Source organism: Trinickia sp., from assembly GCF_051953955.1.
Taxonomy (GTDB): domain Bacteria; phylum Pseudomonadota; class Gammaproteobacteria; order Burkholderiales; family Burkholderiaceae; genus Trinickia.
The window spans coordinates 70,203-92,052 of sequence record NZ_JBQCIF010000113.1 but is presented as its reverse complement, the minus strand read 5'-3'; the positions used below and the strand labels follow the sequence as shown (position 1 = coordinate 92,052).

General features: G+C 62.1%; 22 protein-coding genes and 1 pseudogene. 10 read left to right on the top strand and 13 right to left on the bottom strand.

The features are described 5' to 3' along the window. Positions 1-173: 173 nt before the first annotated feature. Entirely contained in the window at positions 174-503 is a 330-nt protein-coding gene (locus tag ACTHNZ_RS21085; protein ID WP_440544524.1) for an XRE family transcriptional regulator, read from the top strand. Here ACTHNZ_RS21085 and ACTHNZ_RS21080 read toward each other — a convergent pair. Together ACTHNZ_RS21080 and ACTHNZ_RS21075 are read right to left on the bottom strand one after the other, a co-directional pair. After that, on the bottom strand, positions 466-1,170 hold the full coding sequence (locus tag ACTHNZ_RS21080; protein ID WP_440544536.1) for a helix-turn-helix transcriptional regulator: 705 nt from the start codon (positions 1,168-1,170) through the stop codon (positions 466-468). The genes ACTHNZ_RS21085 and ACTHNZ_RS21080 overlap by 38 nt on opposite strands. A 122-nt stretch (positions 1,171-1,292) precedes the next feature. After that, positions 1,293-1,496, bottom strand: a complete 204-nt coding sequence (locus ACTHNZ_RS21075) for a hypothetical protein (RefSeq protein WP_440544523.1) — start codon at positions 1,494-1,496, stop codon at positions 1,293-1,295. A 152-nt stretch (positions 1,497-1,648) separates the two neighbouring features. On the opposite strand from ACTHNZ_RS21075, the gene ACTHNZ_RS21070 reads away from it, so the two are divergent. Then, complete coding sequence (locus tag ACTHNZ_RS21070; RefSeq protein WP_440544522.1) at positions 1,649-1,972, top strand: hypothetical protein; 324 nt, start codon at positions 1,649-1,651, stop codon at positions 1,970-1,972. Positions 1,973-2,002: 30 nt separating this feature from the next. Here ACTHNZ_RS21070 and ACTHNZ_RS21065 read toward each other — a convergent pair whose 3' ends face one another. After that, positions 2,003-2,479: a CBS domain-containing protein gene (locus ACTHNZ_RS21065; RefSeq protein ID WP_440544521.1), complete on the bottom strand. Its 477-nt coding sequence runs from the start codon at positions 2,477-2,479 to the stop codon at positions 2,003-2,005. A gap of 204 nt (positions 2,480-2,683) precedes the next feature. On the opposite strand from ACTHNZ_RS21065, the gene ribA reads away from it, so the two are divergent. Next, the gene (gene ribA / locus ACTHNZ_RS21060; protein ID WP_440544520.1) at positions 2,684-3,331 is read left to right on the top strand and encodes a GTP cyclohydrolase II; all 648 of its coding nucleotides are present in this window, start codon (positions 2,684-2,686) and stop codon (positions 3,329-3,331) included. A 346-nt stretch (positions 3,332-3,677) separates the two neighbouring features. Further along, entirely contained in the window at positions 3,678-4,373 is a 696-nt protein-coding gene (locus ACTHNZ_RS21055) for a DUF6880 family protein (RefSeq protein WP_440544519.1), read from the top strand. A gap of 31 nt (positions 4,374-4,404) precedes the next feature. Here ACTHNZ_RS21055 and ACTHNZ_RS21050 read toward each other — a convergent pair. The 3 genes and pseudogenes from ACTHNZ_RS21050 to ACTHNZ_RS21040 all read right to left on the bottom strand — a co-directional run bounded on the left by ACTHNZ_RS21050 (position 4,405) and on the right by ACTHNZ_RS21040 (position 5,223). Next, a pseudogene (locus ACTHNZ_RS21050) lies at positions 4,405-4,704 on the bottom strand (HigA family addiction module antitoxin). Then, positions 4,704-5,039: a helix-turn-helix domain-containing protein gene (locus tag ACTHNZ_RS21045; RefSeq protein WP_440544518.1), complete on the bottom strand. Its 336-nt coding sequence runs from the start codon at positions 5,037-5,039 to the stop codon at positions 4,704-4,706. Before ACTHNZ_RS21045 ends, ACTHNZ_RS21050 begins: the two are co-directional and overlap by 1 nt. After that, entirely contained in the window at positions 5,020-5,223 is a 204-nt protein-coding gene (locus tag ACTHNZ_RS21040) for a hypothetical protein (protein ID WP_440544517.1), read from the bottom strand. The genes ACTHNZ_RS21045 and ACTHNZ_RS21040 overlap by 20 nt, the downstream gene beginning before the upstream one ends. A gap of 956 nt (positions 5,224-6,179) precedes the next feature. On the opposite strand from ACTHNZ_RS21040, the gene ACTHNZ_RS21035 reads away from it, so the two are divergent. Further along, positions 6,180-6,596: an ACT domain-containing protein gene (locus tag ACTHNZ_RS21035; protein ID WP_440544516.1), complete on the top strand. Its 417-nt coding sequence runs from the start codon at positions 6,180-6,182 to the stop codon at positions 6,594-6,596. Between the two features lie 59 nt (positions 6,597-6,655). Here ACTHNZ_RS21035 and ACTHNZ_RS21030 read toward each other — a convergent pair whose 3' ends face one another. The 6 genes from ACTHNZ_RS21030 to ACTHNZ_RS21005 are packed head-to-tail and all read right to left on the bottom strand — an operon-like array spanning position 6,656 to position 14,099. Continuing rightward, entirely contained in the window at positions 6,656-8,587 is a 1,932-nt protein-coding gene (locus ACTHNZ_RS21030) for a CocE/NonD family hydrolase (protein WP_440544515.1), read from the bottom strand. Beyond that, a complete protein-coding gene (locus tag ACTHNZ_RS21025) occupies positions 8,584-10,197 on the bottom strand; it encodes an ABC transporter substrate-binding protein (protein WP_440544514.1) in 1,614 nt (537 codons plus the stop codon). Before ACTHNZ_RS21025 ends, ACTHNZ_RS21030 begins: the two co-directional genes overlap by 4 nt. Beyond that, a complete protein-coding gene (locus ACTHNZ_RS21020; RefSeq protein ID WP_440544513.1) occupies positions 10,194-11,237 on the bottom strand; it encodes an ABC transporter ATP-binding protein in 1,044 nt (347 codons plus the stop codon). Before ACTHNZ_RS21020 ends, ACTHNZ_RS21025 begins: the two co-directional genes overlap by 4 nt. Further along, positions 11,234-12,211 (bottom strand): ABC transporter ATP-binding protein, encoded by a 978-nt coding sequence (locus tag ACTHNZ_RS21015; RefSeq protein WP_440544512.1) that lies wholly within the window; start codon positions 12,209-12,211, stop codon positions 11,234-11,236. The genes ACTHNZ_RS21020 and ACTHNZ_RS21015 overlap by 4 nt, the downstream gene beginning before the upstream one ends. 8 nt (positions 12,212-12,219) lie before the next feature. Beyond that, positions 12,220-13,131 (bottom strand): ABC transporter permease, encoded by a 912-nt coding sequence (locus ACTHNZ_RS21010; protein WP_440544511.1) that lies wholly within the window; start codon positions 13,129-13,131, stop codon positions 12,220-12,222. Next, positions 13,128-14,099, bottom strand: a complete 972-nt coding sequence (locus ACTHNZ_RS21005) for an ABC transporter permease (RefSeq protein ID WP_440544510.1) — start codon at positions 14,097-14,099, stop codon at positions 13,128-13,130. Before ACTHNZ_RS21005 ends, ACTHNZ_RS21010 begins: the two co-directional genes overlap by 4 nt. Positions 14,100-14,243: 144 nt before the next feature. On the opposite strand from ACTHNZ_RS21005, the gene ACTHNZ_RS21000 reads away from it, so the two are divergent. Continuing rightward, positions 14,244-15,155, top strand: coding sequence for a LysR family transcriptional regulator (locus ACTHNZ_RS21000; RefSeq protein ID WP_440544509.1), 912 nt, complete (start codon positions 14,244-14,246; stop codon positions 15,153-15,155). Positions 15,156-15,189: 34 nt separating this feature from the next. On the opposite strand, the gene ACTHNZ_RS20995 is transcribed toward ACTHNZ_RS21000, so the two are convergent. Then, positions 15,190-16,128: a LysR substrate-binding domain-containing protein gene (locus ACTHNZ_RS20995; protein WP_440544508.1), complete on the bottom strand. Its 939-nt coding sequence runs from the start codon at positions 16,126-16,128 to the stop codon at positions 15,190-15,192. A gap of 223 nt (positions 16,129-16,351) precedes the next feature. On the opposite strand from ACTHNZ_RS20995, the gene ACTHNZ_RS20990 reads away from it, so the two are divergent. The 4 genes from ACTHNZ_RS20990 (at position 16,352) to eat (ending at position 21,807) form a co-directional block, all read left to right on the top strand. After that, a complete protein-coding gene (locus ACTHNZ_RS20990) occupies positions 16,352-17,572 on the top strand; it encodes a CaiB/BaiF CoA transferase family protein (protein WP_440544507.1) in 1,221 nt (406 codons plus the stop codon). A 32-nt stretch (positions 17,573-17,604) separates the two neighbouring features. Beyond that, the gene (locus ACTHNZ_RS20985) at positions 17,605-18,540 is read left to right on the top strand and encodes a hydroxymethylglutaryl-CoA lyase (RefSeq protein WP_440544535.1); all 936 of its coding nucleotides are present in this window, start codon (positions 17,605-17,607) and stop codon (positions 18,538-18,540) included. 252 nt (positions 18,541-18,792) lie between these two features. Beyond that, positions 18,793-20,118 carry an MFS transporter gene (locus ACTHNZ_RS20980; RefSeq protein ID WP_440544534.1) on the top strand — a complete coding sequence of 442 codons (1,326 nt, stop codon included), beginning with the start codon at positions 18,793-18,795 and terminating at the stop codon, positions 20,116-20,118. 270 nt (positions 20,119-20,388) lie between these two features. Continuing rightward, positions 20,389-21,807: an ethanolamine permease gene (gene eat, locus ACTHNZ_RS20975; RefSeq protein WP_440544506.1), complete on the top strand. Its 1,419-nt coding sequence runs from the start codon at positions 20,389-20,391 to the stop codon at positions 21,805-21,807. Positions 21,808-21,850 lie beyond the last annotated feature (43 nt).

The window sequence follows — 21,850 nt, the reverse complement described above, 5'->3', positions numbered from 1 at the left end:
GATTTTCACCTTCATCTCGCCCTCCCGAGTTGTCATTAACCTCTTACCTAACGGGCATGGACGATATGCACTTTGCGTGCTCACGGTAACTGTCAAGCAAGATAGGTACAAATCGGCGGGTGACGCTGAGATCATTGCGGGTATCGCGTACGCCCCTTGATCAGGTGGAAACCATGTCCATAGCCGATATTCGTCAACCGCATGCCGAAGATACGGCCCGGCCGTTGCGGACTGAAATCGACAGTGCATTCATTCAGGCTTACCGCAGGCAAGTAAAAGAGAGCCAAAAGACGTTCTGGTCACGCTTCGGCGTGACGCAATCTCGCGGGAGCCGTTTCGAATTGGGCGCCAATATTCCAAAGCCGGTCATGCTTCTCTTGAGGCTCTATTTCGAGGCCAGGATTTCGGACGACGACATTCGCAGCGTTTCTCAGAAGCGCGCGGCCGCGCTTCGGCAGGCATTGGTCAATCCGGATCTATCAAGCCCATTCGGGTCGCTTTGACGGCGGCGGCGCTTCTCGAACTGACGCCGAATTTGCCGCGAATGTTGGTCATGTGAAAGTTGACGGTGGCTTCCGAGCAGCCGAAGATCTTGGCGATTTCCCACGTCGACTTCCCTTGGGCCGTCCACTTCAAGCACTCGTATTCGCGCGGCGTCAGCTTCGGCACGAGCCGCTCGGTGTATCCATCGAGGAAACGCTGGCTCGTATCGAAGGCGACGTCGCGCAGCAGCGTCAGCATCGGCAGATCGCGTTGTATGTGCAGATCCGGCGACTTGCCCGCTTGCTCGCTGCGCACGAAGCACAGCATCCCGACTTCCTGCTTAGGACCGTGGATCGGCAGCGAAATGCCGGTGCACAGACCGTGCTGGCGGGCTTCCTCGTACATTTCCCGCTGGCTGCGCTCGACGAAATGTGAAGATGTCCAAATCAACGGGGAGGTTTGCGTCAGGCAGTGGGCGACGGTCGGGTCGATCCGGAAAAGCGCCCGCTCGTCGTACGTCTGCCGCCAACTGGCGGCATAGGTGCTGCGCAGGTAGGCGTCGGTGAAGCGCATGCCTGGCCGCGGCACGACTGCAAACAGGGTATGGTCGAAGCCATATTTTCGGCCCAGCAACGCGAGCGCTTCGAACCAGGCGTCCTCGTTCTTTGCGCGCCATAGCGGCGCCAGCGGCTCTATGAATGCGTCCGGCATGGTGTCCTCGCGTGTCGGAAATATTACTTGCCCGAAACAGATAATTGGCTGTTCTGCCGAAAAAAATGACGTTCGGGAAATTGGTTCATCGAATCATATCAGACGAATGAAATAATGTTTCTCGAAAATCCGGGCGCTGACCAGCGGCAAGTCGATTTTTGGAATAGAGCTTCGATAAATGGGCGTTCGAGATCGATTTCACCGATGGGCGGGATAATGATTTTTGCTGCCTGCGCGCCCCCGCTATTTGTCTCATTCCTGTCGGCAAACCGATTCCATGACGAGGCGTGTCGCAATTGCATGGACGATCGATAAATTCCGGTCGACTCGATAGTTTCGGATATTGCAAAGGTGATTGGCCGAAACCGGTGTTTTCGGGCAACGACGGGAAACGTAGACTGCGCTGGGCGTCAGGTACCGGTTCCGGACGAACCAATCCAAACTGGAAGGACCGATGATGAAATCGACGATGATGGCTGTGCTGATCGTCGGCGCGATGGCCGCGCCGACCTATTCGTTCGCTCAGCCGGGACAGCCCGACAGCGGAGCCCTGCAGCGCGAGCAGACGCTGCAGAGGGCCGATGCGGGGTATCGCCGCGTCGGCGACGAGACGGCGCATTCGACGGCGGCCGACGCGGGTGCGCAGCCCGCGCCGCAGGAACCGGACGAGCGTGCCCGAAGCGCCGGCGCGAGCGGCTACGGGAAGCCGTCCTATCCGCGCAGCGAATCGGGTTCGCGCGAGCCGAAGGGGCCCGGATCCATCTATTTCGGCGTTTGATGACGGGTTGCCATTGGACGGGCGGCAAGTCTAGATATGAACGCCCGCGATGTAATGTTCGAGTTGCTGGATGGTGAATTCTTGCTCCGAAATGATGGCTTTGACGAGGTCTCCGATGGAGACCATGCCGACGAGCCTGCCATCGTCGATGACGGGAAGATGGCGCATCCGGTGTTCCGTCATCAAGGCCATGCAGGCCTCCGTGGTATCGCTCATGCGCACGTGCAACACCTGCTTGGTCATGATGTCGCCGACCCGCGTCGATTTCGATGACCGGTCCATCAAGACGATCTTGCGAGCGTAGTCGCGTTCGGTGACGATTCCCGCGATTCTTCCCTCAGGGCCTTCCGTGACGATCAGCGCGCCGATTTGATGCTGCGCCATCATTTTCACGGCTTCGAAGACGGACGCGTCGGTATCGATCGTGACGACCGGCTGCGCGGCGATCCTCTTCGCGGCCTGAGGATCGTTCTGTTTCGACTTGAGAATCTGCGCTACGTTGGGCATGGGCATCTCCGTCTTCTCGGTTGGGGCGGCGTCGAGCGCTGGACGCAACGAGCGCATTGCGGCGCGGCGCTGAGTTTCAGTATATGCGGTGGCGAGGAGCCCGGGTGTCGTGCGGCGAACCCTGCGTGACGATTAGCGGTAAACTCCCGATGCGCGCCGGCTATCGGGCCGCGCGAACCGTCAAAAGCTCATATTCGATCAGTCATGCCCATGTCATCCCAGCCGTCGCATGCGGACGGCGAAAGCGGCACGCAATGCGTGACGCTCGCAGCCAAGGCCACCTTGCCCACTCGGTACGGTACGTTCACCTCGTATGCCTACCGTGTCGTCGCGGGAGAAGCCGAGCATTTGGCCTTGGTGATGGGCGACGTCGCGGGGCAGGCATCGGTGCTTACGCGTTTGCATTCGGAATGCTTGACCGGTGATGTGCTGGGTTCGTACCGGTGCGATTGCGGAGAGCAACTCGACCTGGCGCTGCGCTACATCGCTGCGGAAGGGCGGGGCGTGCTGCTCTATCTGCGCGGGCATGAAGGGCGCGGGATCGGATTGTCGAACAAAATCCGCGCATACGCGTTGCAGGAGCAGGGTCTCGACACCGTGGAGGCGAACCTCGAGCTTGGGCTGCCCGACGATGCACGTGAGTACGATTCGGCCGCGGCGATTCTGCGCGATCTGAGCGTCACGTCGGTGCGGCTCATGAGCAACAACCCGGAGAAGTTCGATACGCTCTCGAAGCATGGCATTCCGGTTTGCGAACGGGTCGCGCTAGCGATTCCCGTCCGCGACGAGAACGAGCGGTACATTCGGACGAAGCAGGTGAAGTTCGGGCATTACTTCGAGGAGAATGAGTAGGTTGGGGTTGGGGCTGCGAGGTTATCGGTCGGATTTGAATATTCTGTCCGCAATCGCTTGATCTATCAGGGACTTTCGCGTCGCCGGCGAGCCTCGTAGCCCGGATCTCCTCGGGCCGCGGAGGATAATGAACGAATGAGGGGCTAGGTGCGGGTGGTTATCGGTAGTTGCTTGATTTTTAAACAAATCCGTATCGATTCGAACGTCCCGTTGATGAATCTCGACCTTCTTGCTAGGTCTACACCGGCTGCGCTGGCGTAGGTTTTTTCGATGCGAAAAAAAACCTACGCCGGCGTCCCTTCGTAAGCGGAACATACGCCGGAAAGTAGTTTGCTTGGTTCGATAAATGCTGACTGGAGGAGCGATGTCGGGTGAGGAGGATCCAATCGATGTCAACGTCCTGGCGGCCATCGGATCGAAACGCTTGGCGATGTTGTTGGCCGAGGCGGCAATGACGAATCCATCCATGCGGCGTCGCGTGCAATTCGAACTGTCTGCGCAAAATGACAACGTACCCGAGGTCATTCGCCGGTGGATCAACGAGCTGCGCGAACAAACGCCGTTCCTCGGTGCGGGGGAGGTTGGCCAACTGGCCAGAGAACTCGATGACATACGGGCCAGCATTGTCTCGAACGTTTCCCGGGCTGCTCCGAAGCTTGCGCCGGAGCTGATGTGGCAGCTATTCACGCTCGCCGGAACTGTGTATGACCGTACGACCGAAGAGGGATGGGACGTCAGCCAAGTTTTCGATCAAGCCTGCGCCGATCTCGTCAAAGTGAGCGTCGACGCAGAGGTTGAACCGAAGCTGTTTGCCGCGAAAGTCGTGTCTGCGATCAGCTCTGACGGGTACGGAGAGTACAGCGTACTGATTCCGGCGATTGCATCCGCGCAGCCGTGGGCGTCCACCTATGTCTCCGAGATCAAGGCGCTACTTCTGCGATTGCTGGACGAACCGCCCGGACCGAGCGGTCGCACGAACGGTGAAGTCAGCCATGTCTTGCGGCGAGCCTTACGGGAACTCGATTTCCCCACCACGACGTAGACCGGTCGGGGCAATGGCATCGGTGTCTGCTTTACGTAGCGGGACGGACTCGCCCGATTTGCGGTACGCCGTTCTGGTGAGCCTGCCAAAGGTCATAGGCCGCTTGTTGGGCAATCCACAAGTCGGCACGCCCACCATTTTCGACGCCCAGCCATTGCTCCAGGCGAAACGCCATTGCGGACGAGATTGCAGCATGGCCATTCAGCACGCGCGACAGAGCAGTGCGCGTCAAGCCAAGCTACTCGGCTGCCTTTGTGATAGTGAGCCCCAGTTCGGGCAATACGTCTTCGCGCAGCGTTTCGCCTGGATGCGGCGGACTAGTGGTTCGCATCAAGCAACCGCGAGCGTGAGATGTCCGATCGGCTCGGCGGCCGGCCGCACTTTGATCTCGATGTCGTAGCCGAGCCGGTTCAAGCAGTCCATGAGTTTGCGCTCGGACAGGTTGGTGAAATCACCGCGCATCATGCCGGACACCTTCGGTTGCGGAATGCCCATGCGTTTCGCTGCCGCTTGTTGGGTGAGTCCGAGGGCGCGCATGGCTTTTCTGATCTCGATCACCAGGCCGGTCTTGATCTTCAGCTTTTCTGCATCGGGCAAGCCAAGGTCGGCATAGACATTGCTCGAACCGCGCTGAACCTCGACGCCTTCAATGATTCGCTTTTGCATTTCGTAGCTCCTGTGCCAATGCTTCGGCCACTTTCAACCGAGCGCGAATGATGTCCATGTCGCCTTTCGGCGTGGCGATCCCACTCTTGCTCTTTTTCTGGAAGCGGCGCACGTCGGGCGGCAACGCCATGAGGTCCTTATAGCTGCTCGCAATCCATTCAAGAGGTCCTTCTTTGTCGATCATTGATATATTATACCTGTTCAGGTAACGCCGCAATCCAACGGCAAGTGTACCCATCGGCACTGGCGGACTCCTCGCCGATCGACGAGCCCTTCTGCAGCCGAATCGGCCGAGAGGGGTCGATCTTCACCTTATGAGACAACTAGTACCCCGTGGGTGACACGTTGAATCCGATCCAGTGGGACGTGGCCGTCGCCCTGCGAAAATCAGGGCCTTGCTTCAGCGATTGCTCGACGATCCGCGCGGACCGAGCGACAACGCGAACAACGAGCACAGCCGAATTTTGCAGCGTGCCTTAAGCGAGCTCGATTCCTCCCCGACAGCGTAGACGAATTGAAAATCTCGAATCGCAACCTGTCTCAGGCGGCGAGATGGACTCGCTCGACGGTCCGGAGCCGCCCCGGTTGGGCAATACATCTTCTTCGCGCACGGCCGGATCAGTCGCAGTGTGGCTGCGGCGGGGTAGCGACAAGGCGGACCTTCGGCGACAACAAGGATGGCTGGGGGCTGGCTTACTGGTTTCTCTCGGCCAACAGCTTCCTCGGTGGCCGACGCCCGCAGGACGTACTGGCGGCGGAGCCGGAGCAGGTCCTCGCCGCAGCTAAGGATGAAGTGGAAGGTGTGGCGCATGGCTAAACCTACCAAGACTGTTCTAGCGTAGGTTTGGAGGCGGAGGCGTGCCAGGAAAGGCCGCTTCACTACTTCGAAGAAAACGAATAGCCGTAGATCCAGCACCGGCTGGAATCGTCCAGACGCGTCCGATATCGTAGATAAGCCGCCGAACTAAAAAGAAAAGTTTTCGCATCTGCGATGCCCTGATTGCCGCACTCATGACGCGCACTATGAGCGACAATTTTGCCTGTCGGCCGCAGTAGCTTTGATGTTCGACGTGGATCCGGCCCGCGATGTCGCAGCCGGTGTGTCCGCCCGATTGACCTTCTTCTCGTATAGGGAGCGCAGTGAGCCAACCCGTCTCGGATCTCGCACAACTGCTGGCGTCAATGCAGCCAGAACTGAATGAAGGCGCCTATGTTTTCTCGTCCGTGCAGGCAGACAGGGACGTGTCCCAGCTCGCACCCGTGGCGACGTTCCGTGAGCGCGAGGGGCTGACGGTCATCGTCGATGAGCCGACGGCGCTGCGCGAAGGGTTACCTGTGCTTTTCCGGGCAGCCTGGATCACGCTGAACGTCCATTCCGACCTCGAGGCGGTGGGACTCACGGCGGCCGTGGCTGAAGAGCTAACTAGGGCTCGCATCAGTTGCAACGTCGTTGCCGCCGCATTTCACGATCACATTTTTGTGCCCGTGGAGCGCGCAAAGGACGCGCTCGCTCAGTTGACGGCGCTCCAGGCGCGGTCAGGAGGCGTGCCGGGTTAGCCGGACGCTGATCGGGAATGCTTCCTACGCGGGGCGGTCAAGTGTTGGGTGAGTCCGTTTCAGCTAGCCGGATGGCTCGGGCGCATGCTTTCGAGCGATGCCGTCGAAACGAGCGGCAGCACGACATGCGACGCTTGACCTGCGCCGAAATGCACGCGGTTCACTGCGATGCGTGGGGCGCGAGCGAGTGCGGGCGGCTCGCCGCTATTCGGGTTGACGTCGAAGTGCGGGAAATTGCTGCTTGAAATGTCGAGCCGGATCCGATGGCCGCGTTTAAATAGATTCGCCGTAGCGAACGGTTCGATTTCGATCGCGTAGATACAGCCTTTCTCGAGGGCACATGGCGCTGTCCACGACTCGTGAAAACGACAACGGAAGATTCCGTCGGTCAGATTCATCGCATAGCCATGGGGGTAATCGACATTGGGCGGATAAACATCGATCAGCTTCGCCGTGAAGTCGGTATCGGGCGCATCCGAGGAAATCCAGAGCTTGACGACAATGGGCCCGATCACGGCGACGTCTTCTTCAAGCGGCGCGGTTTGAAACACGAGAACGTCGGAGCGGGCCGAGAGCGGCATGCCCGGGTGTCGCGTACCGAAAAAACGCGGGTCTTCACGCTGGTCGAACGCGCCTCCCTCGAAAACCGGTGCGCCCGACGTCAAAGCGCCACCGATCGTCGGTACCGGATCGGATGGATCGAACGCGTACGAAATCTGCGCGGGCGGCGCATGCCGTGCATCGCTCGACGTCGAAAGCGAACCCTCCGCTGTGAGGTAAAACGGCGTAAAACGCGTGCCGGGCAGCGGCCATTGCGATGAGTTGACCCAGCGTCCGCCGTGCTCCATGCGGCCCTGTGGATTGCGTGCTCCACTGCCGCCGCCCATCACGAAGATACGTGCAACGGCATCGGCGGATTCACGTGCCGCCTCGTGCGGTTTCAGCCAGCGGTCGAACCAGGCGGCGCGAAATGCCAGCCAGCTTTCCGCGATTTGGCCTTCGATGACGGCATCGGGCCCGAACTCGACGTCGCCGCTATACGAAACGTTGCGGTCGCCGTGCAGCCATGGACCCATGATCAAATAGGCCGGCGCGCCGGCCGTGCCGGACAGCGCGGCGAAGTTGTCGAGCGTGCTGCGCACATACGCGTCGTACCAACTCGACATCAGCACGGTGGGCACGCGCGTCATGGTGTCGTAGTAGCCCTCGGCATAGATGCCCGGCTGTTTCCAGTAGTCGTCGAACACGTCACGCGTCCATTGCTCGAACAGATAGCGCTCATATTCCGGCACCGTCGCCAGCGGCGAGTGACCTGGGCGCCATGGGATCCGCGCAAACCATTCACGTAGATCGTTCGCATTCAACGCCACCGCAACAAGCGGATTCTCGGCCGCAGCGGTACTGTTCTTTGCACGGTTGAACGCCCACGTTGCCTGCTTCAGTTCGAAGGCACCGCCCTGGCGAATGCCGCAGCGATAGCCATTCGCGAAGCCGCCCGAGTCCAGCACCATGCACGCGAGCCCCGGCGGGTTCAGGCAGGCGGCGGCAAGCTGCGTGTGCGCCGCGTACGACAATCCCATCGTGCCGACTTTGCCGTTCGACCAGGGTTGCCGGGCGATCCATTCGATCGTGTCGAAGCCGTCTGGCCCTTCCGCGACATATTTGGTGAACGTGCCCTCGGAGTGGTAGCGCCCGCGGCAGTCCTGCAGGACGACAGCGTAGCCGCGCGCGGCAAAGTAGCGTGCCACGTCGGCACGGTTCGCGGGCGGCTGGCCGTGATGGACTTCCGAACGCGAAACATCGGATTTGCCATAGGGCGTGCGCTCGAGAATCGCGGGCAGCGGTGCATCGATGCCGACGCGGTAACCGGTGGGAAAATACACGTCGGTGGCCAGGCGTACGCCGTCGCGCATCGGCACCATGGCGTCGCGAAGCGGGCCCTGTGCCGAGTCAGCGGGAAGGGCTCCGCCACGGAGTGAAGCTTCAGTCATGGTCGAGTCTCGATGTAGAGCAGGGAAGTGCGTTCAGCTTTGTTCGGATGGAAAATCACGCCGTTGCGTGCCGCCCAGTAGTCCACGGGGAAATAGAGCGGCACGATGCCGTAATCGCCGAAACCCGCACGCGCGGCCTGCTGCAGCAACTGATCGCGCCGCACTGGATCGAAGCTCGCCGCGGCTTCGCGCAGCAACCGGTCGAGCGCGGGGTTCGAATAGCGAGTGCGGTTGAAGGCGCCAGTGCCGGCCTCGCGTGAATAGCTTTCCATGACGTTGGTGAGCCCGATCGCGGAATCGCTCGTCGTATTGCCGAAACTGAAGACGAACGCGCTGTAGCTGCGTCGCGCGGCGGCGCCGGCATAGACGTTGTACGGTTGCGTGACGACGTCGTTCACGGTGATCCCTCCGCGCGCGAGCATCTGCCCTAGGGCTTGCCCGAGATCGCCGTCGCTTGCGAAGCGGTCGTTCGACGAATGGAGCGTCAACCCGAAACCGTGGGGATAGCCGGCCGCGGCAAGCAGATGTCGTGCGCCGGCGGGGTCGTACCGGTCCGGTCGAAGCTGCGGGTCATAACCCCCCATGCCGGGCGGTACGATTTGCGCGGCCGGCATTCCCGCGCCGCTCAACAGATGCTGCGTAATCGCATCGCGATCGATCATCTTCGAAATGGCCTCACGCACACGCGCGTCGCGCAGCGGATTGCGAGCGATCGTCGAGCCGTCGGCCGCAGTGACGAAGGGAGAAGCATCGCGAGACGAATCGAGCGCGAGATAGACGAGCCGTGCGGATGGGCCGGAAAAGAGCTTCACGCTTCGTTCGCGCCGCAGGCGGGCGATCGTGACGGGAGGGACGTTGTCGATCAGGCTGACCGAGCCGGAGAGCAGGGCCGACAGTCGCGCCGCGTCGTTCGATATGAAGCGGATGGTGCACGTCTCGAACGCAGGCCGCTTGCCCCAGTAGTAGTCGTTCCGCACGAGCTCGAGACGGTCGCCCGGAATCCAGCGGGCGAGACGATACGGACCCGTGCCGACGGCGATTGCGGGCAGGCGGTAGTCGTCGCTCGCATGACCCGCGCTCGCGTGCTGCGACACGATATACACGAGGCCGACTTGCTCCACGAACGCCGGTGACGGTGTCTTCGTCACGATGCGCAGCGTCAGCGGGTCGACCACCTCGATGCTCCGTATGTTGGCGACGGCACCGGAAAACGGTGCGGGACTGTTCGGCACGGATCGCGCGCGGCCCAGCGAATACGCGACGTCGTCGGCCGTCATCGGCGAGCCGTCCGAGAAGCGCACGTTGGGGCGCAGACGGAATTCCCACGTCAGCGGATCGACCGCGCGCCATGACACGGCAAGTCCGGGCCTCACCTGCAGGTTGTCGTCCTGTTCGATCAGCCGCTCGAACATGTTTTCGGCGATCTGCATATTGTTCTGCGTGCGCGAAAACAGCGGATCGAGCGACGAAGGCTCGGACGCGAGCGCCATCGTGAGCGAGCCAGCTTGCGCGACGGTGGACGCATCGGCAAAGCCCAGCCCGCACACGAGTGCGAGTGCCGCCGCGCGCTTGAGGCCGCGCCCGCGCATGAATGAAATCACCGCTTTCATCGCACCTCCACCAGATGACACGCAACCTGATGGGCGGGACCGCTCGCGCGCAACATGGGACGTTCAGTGCGGCACCGCTGCGTTGCATGGGGGCAGCGTGGGTGGAAATGGCAACCGTCGGGAGGCGCGAGTGGCGATGGAATTTCGCCTTGAATCGACTCGAACTGCCGTTTCCGGTTCGACAGGCGCGGCCGCTGCGAAAGCAGCGCGATCGTGTACGGATGTTGCGGATGGGCGAACAGTTCGACCGTCGGTGCGATCTCGACGATACGGCCGAGATACATGATCGCGACACGATCGCTAATGTGTTCGACGACACCCAGATCGTGGCTGATGAACAGGTACGTGAGCCCGAGATCGCGGCGCAGTTGCACGAAGAGATTGATGATCTGTGCTTGGATCGACACGTCGAGCGCCGCGATCGATTCGTCGCAGATCAAAAAATCCGGTTTCACCGCCAAGGCGCGACCGATCCCGATGCGCTGACGTTGACCTCCGGAAAACTGATGCGGAAAGCGTTCGCGGAAATCCGGATTCAGGCCCACGCGCTCCATCACGTCGACGACATAGGCATCGAGGTGTTTGCGTTCAACGAATCCGTGAACGAGCGGCGCCTCGCCGATGATGTCCCGCACTCGCTTGCGCGGATTGAGCGACGACAGGGGGTCTTGAAAGATCATCTGCGTGGCGAGCCGGTGACGCGTGGTGCGCTGCCCGGCGCGCGTGCCGTCATGCAGGCCACGGGAGTCCGACGGCTCGGCGTGCTTCTCGATCGTGCGGATCGAGCCGCTCGACGGTGCCCCGATCCCAGCCAGCATCCTGCCGAGCGTCGATTTCCCGCAGCCTGACTCGCCGACGAGGCCGACCACTTCGCCGCGATGGATCGTCAGGCTGACATCATCGACTGCATGGACGATCCGTTGCTCGGTACGCGCACCGAGCCAGCCGGCGATTCGCTCCGCATAGTTCTGGCGGCGAACGAAGCGGCGCGACACATGGTCGACTTCGACCATCGGCGCCATGACATGGGGTGCGTTCATGCGGGCGCTCCGGAACGTGGGTGGAAACAGCGGTACTGGTGAGTTCCGTGGCCGCTGACGGGCGGCTCCGCGCTGCGGCACAGTTCGGTGGCATAGGCGCAACGCGGTGCAAATGCGCAGCCCGCCGGCAGTTGGAGTGCGCTCGGTGCGATGCCCGGAATCTGTTTGAGCGGTTCGCCGCACCGCGCCTTTTCAGGTAGGGAGTCGATCAGCCCGATGGTGTAGGGGTGGCGCGGCCGTTCGAGAATCTCGTCGACGCTGCCGGTCTCGACCACGCGGCCCGCATACATCACACAGATACGATCGGCCAGAGCGGCAACGACCGCGAGATCGTGGCTCACCCATACCATCGCAGTGCGGAAGCGGGCGCATAGCTTCTGCATTTGCGCGAGTATCTGCGCCTGGATCGTGACGTCGAGCGCCGTGGTGGGCTCATCGGCAATGATCAGCTCCGGGGCGTGCAGCAGCGCGATGGCGATCGCCACACGCTGTCGCATACCCCCCGACAGTTGATGCGGATACGCGCGCAAGCGCTCGCTTGGCGACGGAATGCCGACCGAGGCGAGGGCATCGTGCGCGCGTTCCCGCGCCACGCGCTTCGATACGCGAGCGTGGGCTTGCACTGCCTCGATCATCTGCGTGTCGATGCGCAGAACAGGGTTCAGCGTCATCATCGGATCTTGAAAGATCATCGCGATGCGATTGCCACGCAGGCGGCGCAGCGCTTCGGGCGAGAGCGCGGTCAAGTCTTCGCCTTTGAATAGCACGCGTCCCCCGACGATCCGTCCCGGGGCGTCGATCAAGCCGAGCACGGAAAAGCCGGTAATCGATTTGCCGGAACCGGATTCGCCGACGAGACCGACGATCTCGCCCGGCCCGACGTCGAAACTCGCGTCATCGACGGCTTTCGCGACACCGGCCCCGGTGAAGAAATGCGTGCGCAAATGCTGCACGGACAACGTAGGTGTGGACATCCGAAATCCTATTTCTGCAAACGCGGGTTCAATGCTTCGCGCAGGCTGTCGCCGACGATATTCATGCTGAACACGAGCACGAGCAGCAACAGGCCGGGGAAGACACTGATCCAGTAAAAGCCTGCGATCAATTGCTGATAGCCGTTCGCGATCAGCAGGCCCAGCGAGGGCTGCGTGACCGGCAGGCCGATGCCGAGAAAGCTCAAGGTCGCTTCGGCTGAAATGGCGGCGGCGATCTGTACGAGGGCGATCACGATGACGGGCGGAAGGCAGTTCGGCAGCAACTGGCTGAACAGGGCGCGCCGATGGCTCAAGCCGAGGCACAGCGCGGCCTCCATGTACTCCTTGCGGCGTTCGACCGCGGCGACGGCTCGCACGGTGCGGGCGAAATAGGCCCACTGCACGGCGACCAACGCCAGGATCACCTTGTCGACACCCTGCCCGAGAATGGCGAGCATCATCAGCGCGACGAGAATCGTCGGGAAACCGAGCATCAGATCCACGGTGCGCATCACGAGCGTGTCGACGTAGCGGCCGAAGTACGCGGCGAGAAGGCCGAGCGTGGTCCCGAGCGTCATCGCGAATGCACCGCTCAGCAGTCCCACGCCAAGGCTGATACGCAACCCGTACATCATGGCGGCGAGCATGTCGCGTCCGAGCGCATCGCTGCCGAGCAGATACAGATGGCCGCTCACGCCACGCGCGCCGGGGGGCAGCCGGCCATCGACGATATCGAGCACGGCGAGATCGTAGGGGTTTTGCGGCGCGATCCATGGTGCGAACAGCGCGATCGCGACAAGAGCAAGACACACGCAGGTTGCGGCAGCGACGGCCGGCTTGCCGAACAAACCGTGCAGCACAATGCCCAATGTCGTATTTCGATCGATACGCCAAGAAGGAAAGGCGGTGCTGGCTCTCATGCTGTCTCCAACCGCACGCGGGGATCCAGCAGCGAATAGACGATGTCGACGACGAGATTGAGTAGCGTGAACATCGCGACCACGATCAGCAGATAGGCCACGATCACCGGACGGTCGAGCTTCGTGATGCTGTCGATGATCAGCTTGCCGACGCCCGGCCACGCGAAAATCGTCTCGGTTACCGTGGCGAATGCGATCAACGAGCCGAATTCCATGCCTACGACCGTGACGATGGGAATCAAAATGTTCTTCAGGACGTGCACGAAGATCACCCGCCGCTCGCGCAGCCCTTTGGCGCGGGCGAACTTCACGTAATCGAGCGGTAGCGTTTCGCGCACGCCTGCGCGCGTGAGGCGCGTGACGAGCGACATCTTGAACAGCGACAGATTGAGTGCCGGCAGCAGCAGGTGCCGCACGCCATCCCACGTCGCGAGGCTGGTGTGAATGCCGAACAGCGTGCCGAGCTGGCCACGTCCGGCGGACGGCAGCCAGCCGAGCGTGACCGAAAAGACCAGCACGAGCATGATGCCCTGCCAGAAGTTCGGCAGGCTGAACCCTAGGATCGAACCCGTCATGACCGTGCGGTCGAGTACCGATCCGGCCTTCAGCCCGGCGATGAGGCCGAGCGGCAGGCCGACCATCAAAGCGAGCACGAGCGCCACGAACGCGAGTTCCAGCGTGGCCGGCAGGCGTTCGAGAATCAGTTGAATCGACGGCTGATCGAACACGAAAGAGCGCCCGAGATCGCCGTGCAGTGCTCGTCCGATGAAATGCTGATACTGCTGCCAAAGCGGCTGGTCGAGCCCGAGCGATTGCACGGCCTGTGCGACTTCGGCCGGCGTCGCGTCGGCAGGAACGAGGATCGCGATCGGGTCGCCGATGGCGAACACGCCGCAGAAGACGAGCACTGACGTGAGCAGCAACACGCCGATGCTCTGGATTAGCCGCCGGATGATGAAGGCGATCATTGCGTGCGAAACCTCAAATGATGAAAATGCGATGTGTTCCGGTGGCCAAGCGGCACCGGGCTGATGCATCGCCACGATCATTCGACGGCAAAAAACTGTCCGCAACCTTATGTTGATTCAACATAGCCCTATGCCGAACCTGAGATGAACCTTAAACAACTCGAGGCTTTTCTGGCGATTTCGACGCTGCATACGACGACGGCAGCCGCGCAGCGCTTAGGCTGCTCACAGCCGGCGGTGAGCCGTCTTCTGGGCCAGTTGGAAGAGGATCTCGGCCTGACCTTGTTCGTGCGGGAACAAGGCCGGCTGACGCCAACGCGTGAAGGCGACGCGCTCGTGCCGGAAGTGGAGACAATCGTCGAGGCGACGCGCTGCCTGGAACGGCATGCCAAGCAGCTGCGACTGGCGGGGACGCAGCGCAAGCTCGTGCGCATCATGGTTCCGAATACCTTTGCCCAGTTCTTGCTGCCCGCTGTCATGCAGCGTTTCTACGAAACGCATCGCGATGCGGTATTGGAAGTGTTTTCGGGCACCTACGACGCTTCGGAGCGTGCCCTGCTGAGCCGCGAGATCGATCTTGCCTTCGTACGATTGCCGACGCGCCTGAGCGGCTTATCAATAAAGCGGCATTTCGAGAGCGAATCGGTGTGCGTGATGCCGCGCTCGCACCCGCTCGCCGGGAAAAGCACGATTTCCCCGAGCGATCTGGACGGCGTGCCGCTCGTCCTGCTGTGGCGACAGAGCGCGCTTCGCCATGAAGTGGACTCGGCGTTCCGCAGCGCGCGGGTGACGCCGAACGTGGTGGCCGAGGTGCATTCGGTGAGCGTGGCGTGCGCGATGGCGGCGCGTGGGGTTGGCACGGCCATCGTCAACCGGTTGATCGCACAATGCTGCGACACGGAACAGTTCGTGATGAGGCCGTTCGTGCCGACGATCAGCTTCGAGACGGGGATCGCATCCCTCGAAAGCCATCCGATCAGCGGAACCTGCGAAGCATTTGCCGTCTGCCTTGCCGAAGCGCTGGAAGATCTCCGCGCGCAGCGCGCGGTTGGCTGAAGCTGGCGCCATTACCCGCCGGGCCAGTAGCATCTCAATCCATGCGGGCTGCCCGAGCGATGAGCCGAGGCCGTTCAAACGGCGGCGCAGAGAGATGATTCACGAGCATCCGCGCAGGTTTCGGCAGCGCAGCCAAATCACGGGCACAAATCAGCAGTTGCCGGCGCGTCCAATCGTCCGACAGCGCGATCTTGCGCAATCCCATCGAGCGCAAAAGCGGACGCACGGCCTCGGCCGGTAGCACCGCGACACCCAGATTCGCCGCGACCATCCTGCAGGTGGCATCGAAGCTGCGTACGCGGATGCGTATCTTCAGCCGCTTTCCCGCGGACGCGGCCGCGGACTCGAGCAGTTTCGCCAGCGATGTGCTCGGCGAGAGATGAACGAAGTCATGCTCGAGCGTCTCGCTCAACGAAATGGAACGATGCACGGCGAGCGGATGGCCGTTCGGCACGACCAGCACCAGCTGATCGCGCCTGTACGGGATCGTTTGTAGGCCCAGCGTCGGCGTGGATTCCGCGAGAATGCCGAAATCGGCTTTGCCATCCACGACGGCCATCGCCACTTGATCGCCGTTCTGCTCTTCGAGTTCGATTCGGATTTGTGGGTTGGCTGCCGTAAATGCCGCGATTTCGGCCGGCAGGAATTGCGTAGTCGCCGACGTATTGGCATGCAGCCGCACCACGCCTACCACGCCGGCTGCGTAATCGGACAGATCGGCGTTCATCTGATCGACGTCCCTGAGGATTCGCTGCGCGTGCTGCTGCAAGGCGCTGCCCGCCGCGGTCAGCGTGATACCGCGCGAATGGCGCTCGAACAGCGGCACGCTCATCGCGGCCTCCAGATCGGCGATGCGCTTGCTCGCCGCACCCACTGCAAGATGAGCGAGGGCCGCGCCCTTGCTGATGCTGCCGGTGCGCGCCACCAAATTGAACAGCGAAAGCGAAGCGAAATCCAGACGGTGCAGGTTCATGAGATCGAGGGTACGAGGAGTGGCGTGAGACGGACGTATGCTGCAGCACTATGGCGTTGCCGAGCGTACCGATCACCTCGGGAAGACCCTGATCCCCGCTTTCGCGTTTCGCGAAAGCTCGCTGCGCGACTTTTGCATTCCTCCTCGCCGGGACGAAACAGATAATCGATCGTCATGGAAGCCGCCTTTCGTGCGCTCGATAAAACGTTCTGGAGACAGGTTCATGAGCAGCAGCCAACGTTCGTTGTCCGGCTCGCCCGCGGCGCTCGACGGCGTTCGCGTGATCGAAATGGGACAGTTGATCGCGGGTCCATTCGCCGGCAAGACGCTAGGCGAATTCGGCGCGGAGGTCATCAAGATCGAACCGCCCGGCGCGGGCGACCCCTTACGCAACTGGCGAATGATCAAGGAAGGGACGTCGGTCTGGTGGCAAGTGCAATCGCGCAACAAGCGCTCGATTGCGCTCGATTTGCGCACCGCCGATGGTCAAGCGGTCGCGCGTCGGCTCATTGCCGAGGCCGACGTGCTCATCGAAAACTTTCGTCCCGGTACGCTCGAAGGGTGGGGGATGGGCTACGACTCGCTTCGAGAAATCAATCCGCGTCTCATCATGCTGCGTATCTCGGGCTATGGACAGAGCGGACCCTATCGCGATTTGCCAGGCTTCGGTTCTATCGGCGAGGCCATGGGCGGGCTGCGCCACCTGACCGGCGAGCCTGGACGTGTTCCCGTGCGATGCGGCATTTCGATCGGCGACACGCTGGCGGCATTGCATGGCGTGATTGGCGTGCTGATGGCCCTCTATCATCGCGATGCCAACGGCGGCGCGGGCCAGGTGATCGATGTCGCTTTGCACGAAGCGGTGTTCAACGTCATGGAGAGCCTCGTACCCGAATACAGCGCGTTTGGGCAGGTACGCGAGGCGGCCGGCAGTGCCTTGCCCGGCATCGCACCGTCGAACGCCTACCGTTGCAACGATGGCTATGTGCTCATCGCGGGAAACGGGGACAGCATTTTCCGGCGGCTGATGGCCGTCATCGGCCGCGACGATCTAGCCGACGATCCCGTCCTTGCAAATAACGCGGGCCGTGTCGCTCGCGTCGCCGAGCTCGACGACGCGATCGGTGCGTGGACGGCGCAGCGCTGCGCGCAAGACGTGCTGGGCACGCTGTCCGCGGCACGCGTGCCCGCCGGCAAGATCTACTCGGCCAAGGACATCGTCGAAGACCCGCACTATCGCGCGCGAGAGATGATCGTGCGCCAGACGACCCGGGACGGCTATGACATCGACGTGCCCGGCATCGTGCCGAAGCTTGCGAGCACGCCGGGCGCGATCCGTTCGCCGGCCCCGCGGCTCGGCGATGACACGGACGCGATATTGCGGCAGTTCCGCTATTCCGACGCCGAGATTGGCGTGCTGCGTAACAAGGGGGCAATCGAGTGAAGACGTGGAGTGGCAATGGCCGACGCATCCATATGCAAGAGGTCGGCACGCGCGATGGTTTTCAGGCCGAATGCACGTTCGTGCCGACGGCAGACAAGATCGCGCTCATCGATGCGCTGTCTCGCACGGGCGTCGCGAAAATCGAAACGACCGCCTTCGTATCGCCGCGCGCGGTTCCGGCGCTGCGCGATGCCGAGGTGGTCCTGCGCGAGATAGAACGGCATCCGAGCATCGTTTATTCGGCATTGGTGCCGAACGTGCGCGGTGCCGAACGCGCGATCGAGGCGCGGGCCGATGAACTCAATCTCGTGATGTCGGCGAGCGAAAGCCATAACTTCTCTAACCTGCGCATGGCATGCGCGGAATCGTTTCATGCGCTGCTCGAAGTCGGGCGCCTGGCGCGCGATGCGGGCACTACGGTCAACGTCTCGCTTTCTTGCGCATTCGGATGTCCGATGGAGGGCGATGTAGCCGAGCAGATAGTGCTCGATTGGACGCGACGCTCCATCGAGGAGCTCGGGGCAACCGGCATCACGCTTTGCGATACGACGGGCATGGCGTATCCCCCGCAAGTCGCGGCGTTGACGCATGCGTTCATTGTGCGATGGCCTGACATCGAATTGACGCTGCACTTCCATAACACGCGCGGCATGGGACTCGCAAACGTGCTCGCCGCCATCGAGGCGGGGGCGACGCGTTTCGATGCATCGTTGGGCGGCATAGGCGGCTGCCCGTATGCGCCTGGCGCAACCGGGAACGTTTGCAGCGAAGACATCGTGCATGCGCTCGATCTGATGGGCTACGACACCGGCGTCGACCTCGATGCGTTGCTTGCTGCGTCGCGGTGGTTGCCCGATTTGCTCGGGCATGAAACGCCGAGCCAGGTGGCCAAGGCGGGGCGACGACTCGATCTGCACGGCCGAAGCGCGACTACCGGGCGCTTCGCACGCGCCGATACAGCGGCATAGAGGACTGAGTACCACTCACTACTTAGCAAAAGCACATTCGGAGGAGACATGAAAACCGATTCGAACTACCGCGGGCTCGATGCGGACGCATCGATACTGCGCACCGAGACATCCGAGCGGCAGAGCGAGGGCCATCGCGATCGTACAGTGGCCGATACCGGCGCGCGGCCTCAAGAGGCGAGCTGCTTGATCAAGTCGGCCGAAATCGCGGCGCGATTCGATCGATTGCCGCCGTCGCGCACCGTTTGGCTCATGGTGATTCTGCTCTCTCTCGGCGGCGTCTTCGAGTTCTACGACTTGTTCTTCACGGGATACGTCGCGCCGGGAATGGTCCGTTCCGGATTGTTTGCGCCCGAATCGCTCGGCTTTTTTTCGGCGCTTGGTTCGTTCAAGGTGGCCGGGTTCGGCACGTTCGTCTTTTCGACCTTCGCGGGACTCTGGGTGGGTGCGCTCGCCTTCGGTCAGGTCGCGGATCGCTGCGGGCGGCGGCAGGTCTTCACCTGGTCGTTGATCTGGTACGTCATCTGCACGACGATCATGGCGTTTCAGACGACGGGCCTCGGGTTGAACCTCTGGCGCTTCGCGGCAGGCATCGGCATCGGCATCGAGCTCGTGACGATCGATACCTATATCTCGGAGCTCATTCCGAGCGGTGAGCGCGGGCGAGCTTACGCAGTCAATCAAGTCATTACGTTTTCCGCCGTTCCGGTCGTGGCCTTTCTTGCCTACGTTCTGAAGGACACGCAACCGCTGGGGCTCGACTATTGGCGTGTCGTGATCTTGATCGGTTCGATCGGGGCGGTCGTAGTCTGGTTCCTGCGGCGGGCCATCCCTGAAAGCCCGCGCTGGCTCGCGCGTCATGGCCGCATCGAAGAGGCGGAGCGAATCGTCGGCGACATCGAGCGGCGCGTCGCGGCGGAGAAAGGCATCGTGCTGCCGCCGCCGCAGCCGTTGCAGCCGGAGAAAGCAGGGCGGGGATCGCTCGGCGAAGTTCTTCGTTCGCCCTATCTCAAGCGCACCGTGGCGCTGTCGATCTTCAACATGGCGCAAGTCATCGGTTTTTATGGCTTCGCCGCTTGGGTGCCCACGCTGCTCGTGAGCCGCGGCGTGCATGTGACCTCGAGTCTCGCCTATGCGTTCGTGATCGCGCTGGCCAATCCCTTCGGGCCGCTGCTGGGCGTATGGTTCGCCGACAAGCTCGAGCGCAAGACGCAGATCGTGGTGAGTCTGTCGACGATGGGCATCGTGATCGTGCTGTTCTCGCAAGCGTCATCGGCGGTCGTTCTGATTGCGCTCGGCGTGCTGTTCACGCTGGCATCGAACGTGATGTCGTTCGCCTATCACGGTTATCAGGCCGAGCTGTATCCGACGCGGATACGGGCTCGCGCGATCGGCTTCGTGTATTCGTGGAGCCGCCTTTCCGCGGCCTTCGCCGGCCTTGCGATCGGCGTTTTGCTGCACGGTTACGGCGTGCAGGGCGTGGCGGCCTTTATCGGTATCTCGATGTTGATCGCCATTGCGATGATCCTACTTGGACCGCGCACGCGCGGCCTCGCGCTGGAGCACATCAACCACTGAACGGTCATGCCCGTGGTGCCCAAGGCTCCGCCCAGACGGACTGGCGGCGGAGCCGGGGCAGGTCCTCGCCGCTGCCAAGGATGAAGTGGAAGGTGTCGCGCATGGCTAAACCTCGTAGGGGCGCCTCGTCGGCAGGCACGGCGTAAGCCCGCATCTTTGCCGATTTTCGATAACGCCTCGATTAATGGCTTCCTACCATCGCCAGATGCCGCCGGCAACAGGCCTGAACAGGTCTCGACGAGCGTGGCCACTACGATCAGGGAGCCTCCGATGGACCGACAGTCAACGACACCGCAGACCCAGCACACAGGCACCGTCACGCATGATGAACTGAAACTGAAGCAGACGCTCGGTACCTGGCAGCTTTGGGGAATCGCGGTGGGCCTCGTGATCTCCGGCGAATATTTCGGCTGGAGCTACGGTTGGGCAAGCGCAGGCACGCTGGGCTTCGTCATTACCGCGCTCTTCATTGCAGCGATGTACACGACGTTCATTTTCAGCTTCACCGAGCTCACGACGTCGATTCCTCACGCCGGCGGTCCGTTCGCCTACGCACGCCACGCGTTCGGGCCGACGGGCGGCTATCTCGCCGGCGCCGCGACCCTCGTCGAATTCGTATTCGCGCCGCCTGCGATCGCGCTTGCCATTGGCGCGTACCTGCACGTACAGTTTCCTGGCCTCGAGCCGAAGCACGCCGCCATGGGAGCCTACATTGTATTCATGGCGCTGAACATCGTCGGCGTGCAGATCGCCGCGGCGTTCGAACTCTTCGTCACGTTGCTCGCCATTTTCGAATTGCTGGTGTTCATGGGCGTCGTATCGCCTGGTTTTCACTGGGCGAACTTCACGAAGGGCGGCTGGGCCGGCTCCGACATGCCGAGCATGGGCGCTGTCCACGGCATGTTCGCCGCGATCCCGTTCGCGATCTGGTTCTTCCTCGCAATCGAAGGCGTCGCGATGGCCGCCGAGGAAGCGAAGAACCCGAAACGCTCGATTCCTATCGCCTATGTGACGGGGATTCTCACACTCATCGTGCTCGCCATCGGCGTCATGGTGTTCGCGGGCGCCGCGGGCGATTGGACGAAGCTCTCGAACATCAACGATCCGCTGCCGCAAGCGATGAAGTACATCGTGGGCGCGAACAGCGGCTGGATGCACATGCTCGTCTGGCTGGGACTGTTTGGCCTGGTCGCGTCGTTCCACGGCATTATCCTCGGCTACTCGCGGCAAATCTTCGCACTGGCCCGCGCGGGCTACCTGCCGGAATGGCTGGCGAAAGTCCATCCGCGGTTCAAGACACCGCACCGCGCGATTCTCGCGGGCGGCGTGATCGGCATCGCGGCGATCTACAGCGACGAGCTGATCCAGTTCGGCGGCCAGACGCTTACCGCCAATATAGTGACGATGTCCGTTTTCGGCGCCATCGTGATGTATATCATCAGCATGCTCGCCCTTTTCAAGCTGCGCCGCATCGAGCCCAACATGGAGCGGCCGTTCCGCGCGCCGCTGTTTCCCTATTTTCCGGCGTTCGCGCTCGTGGCAGCGCTGATTTCGCTCGCGACGATGGTGTACTTCAATCTGCTCGTCGCCATTGTGTTCGCGGCGTTCGTCGCGCTAGGCTATGGCTACTTCCTGATGACGGGCAGTCAGCGGGCGGTCGCGTACGCCGATGCACTGCTCGAGGAGTGATCGCACCGGCCTGCGTAGGCCGTAGGCGCCCGCCGGCGCAGCA

Excerpts from the sequence above, each read along its gene's own strand:
- ACTHNZ_RS21075 (WP_440544523.1), bottom strand. The coding sequence starts at position 1,496 with ATGCAATTGCGACACGCCTCGTCATGGAATCGGTTTGCCGACAGGAAT.
- ACTHNZ_RS21045 (WP_440544518.1), bottom strand. The coding sequence starts at position 5,039 with ATGCAAAAGCGAATCATTGAAGGCGTCGAGGTTCAGCGCGGTTCGAGC.
- ACTHNZ_RS21010 (WP_440544511.1), bottom strand. The coding sequence starts at position 13,131 with ATGAGAGCCAGCACCGCCTTTCCTTCTTGGCGTATCGATCGAAATACG.
- ACTHNZ_RS21040 (WP_440544517.1), bottom strand. The coding sequence starts at position 5,223 with ATGATCGACAAAGAAGGACCTCTTGAATGGATTGCGAGCAGCTATAAG.
- ACTHNZ_RS20990 (WP_440544507.1), top strand. The coding sequence starts at position 16,352 with ATGAGCAGCAGCCAACGTTCGTTGTCCGGCTCGCCCGCGGCGCTCGAC.
- ACTHNZ_RS21085 (WP_440544524.1), top strand. The coding sequence starts at position 174 with ATGTCCATAGCCGATATTCGTCAACCGCATGCCGAAGATACGGCCCGG.
- ACTHNZ_RS20980 (WP_440544534.1), top strand. The coding sequence starts at position 18,793 with ATGGTGATTCTGCTCTCTCTCGGCGGCGTCTTCGAGTTCTACGACTTG.
- ribA (WP_440544520.1), top strand. The coding sequence starts at position 2,684 with ATGCCCATGTCATCCCAGCCGTCGCATGCGGACGGCGAAAGCGGCACG.
- ACTHNZ_RS21005 (WP_440544510.1), bottom strand. The coding sequence starts at position 14,099 with ATGATCGCCTTCATCATCCGGCGGCTAATCCAGAGCATCGGCGTGTTG.
- ACTHNZ_RS21020 (WP_440544513.1), bottom strand. The coding sequence starts at position 11,237 with ATGAACGCACCCCATGTCATGGCGCCGATGGTCGAAGTCGACCATGTG.
- ACTHNZ_RS21030 (WP_440544515.1), bottom strand. The coding sequence starts at position 8,587 with ATGACTGAAGCTTCACTCCGTGGCGGAGCCCTTCCCGCTGACTCGGCA.
- ACTHNZ_RS21025 (WP_440544514.1), bottom strand. The coding sequence starts at position 10,197 with ATGAAAGCGGTGATTTCATTCATGCGCGGGCGCGGCCTCAAGCGCGCG.
- eat (WP_440544506.1), top strand. The coding sequence starts at position 20,389 with ATGGACCGACAGTCAACGACACCGCAGACCCAGCACACAGGCACCGTC.
- ACTHNZ_RS21015 (WP_440544512.1), bottom strand. The coding sequence starts at position 12,211 with ATGTCCACACCTACGTTGTCCGTGCAGCATTTGCGCACGCATTTCTTC.
- ACTHNZ_RS21055 (WP_440544519.1), top strand. The coding sequence starts at position 3,678 with ATGCTGACTGGAGGAGCGATGTCGGGTGAGGAGGATCCAATCGATGTC.
- ACTHNZ_RS20985 (WP_440544535.1), top strand. The coding sequence starts at position 17,605 with ATGCAAGAGGTCGGCACGCGCGATGGTTTTCAGGCCGAATGCACGTTC.
- ACTHNZ_RS21065 (WP_440544521.1), bottom strand. The coding sequence starts at position 2,479 with ATGCCCAACGTAGCGCAGATTCTCAAGTCGAAACAGAACGATCCTCAG.
- ACTHNZ_RS20995 (WP_440544508.1), bottom strand. The coding sequence starts at position 16,128 with ATGAACCTGCACCGTCTGGATTTCGCTTCGCTTTCGCTGTTCAATTTG.
- ACTHNZ_RS21000 (WP_440544509.1), top strand. The coding sequence starts at position 14,244 with ATGAACCTTAAACAACTCGAGGCTTTTCTGGCGATTTCGACGCTGCAT.
- ACTHNZ_RS21070 (WP_440544522.1), top strand. The coding sequence starts at position 1,649 with ATGATGAAATCGACGATGATGGCTGTGCTGATCGTCGGCGCGATGGCC.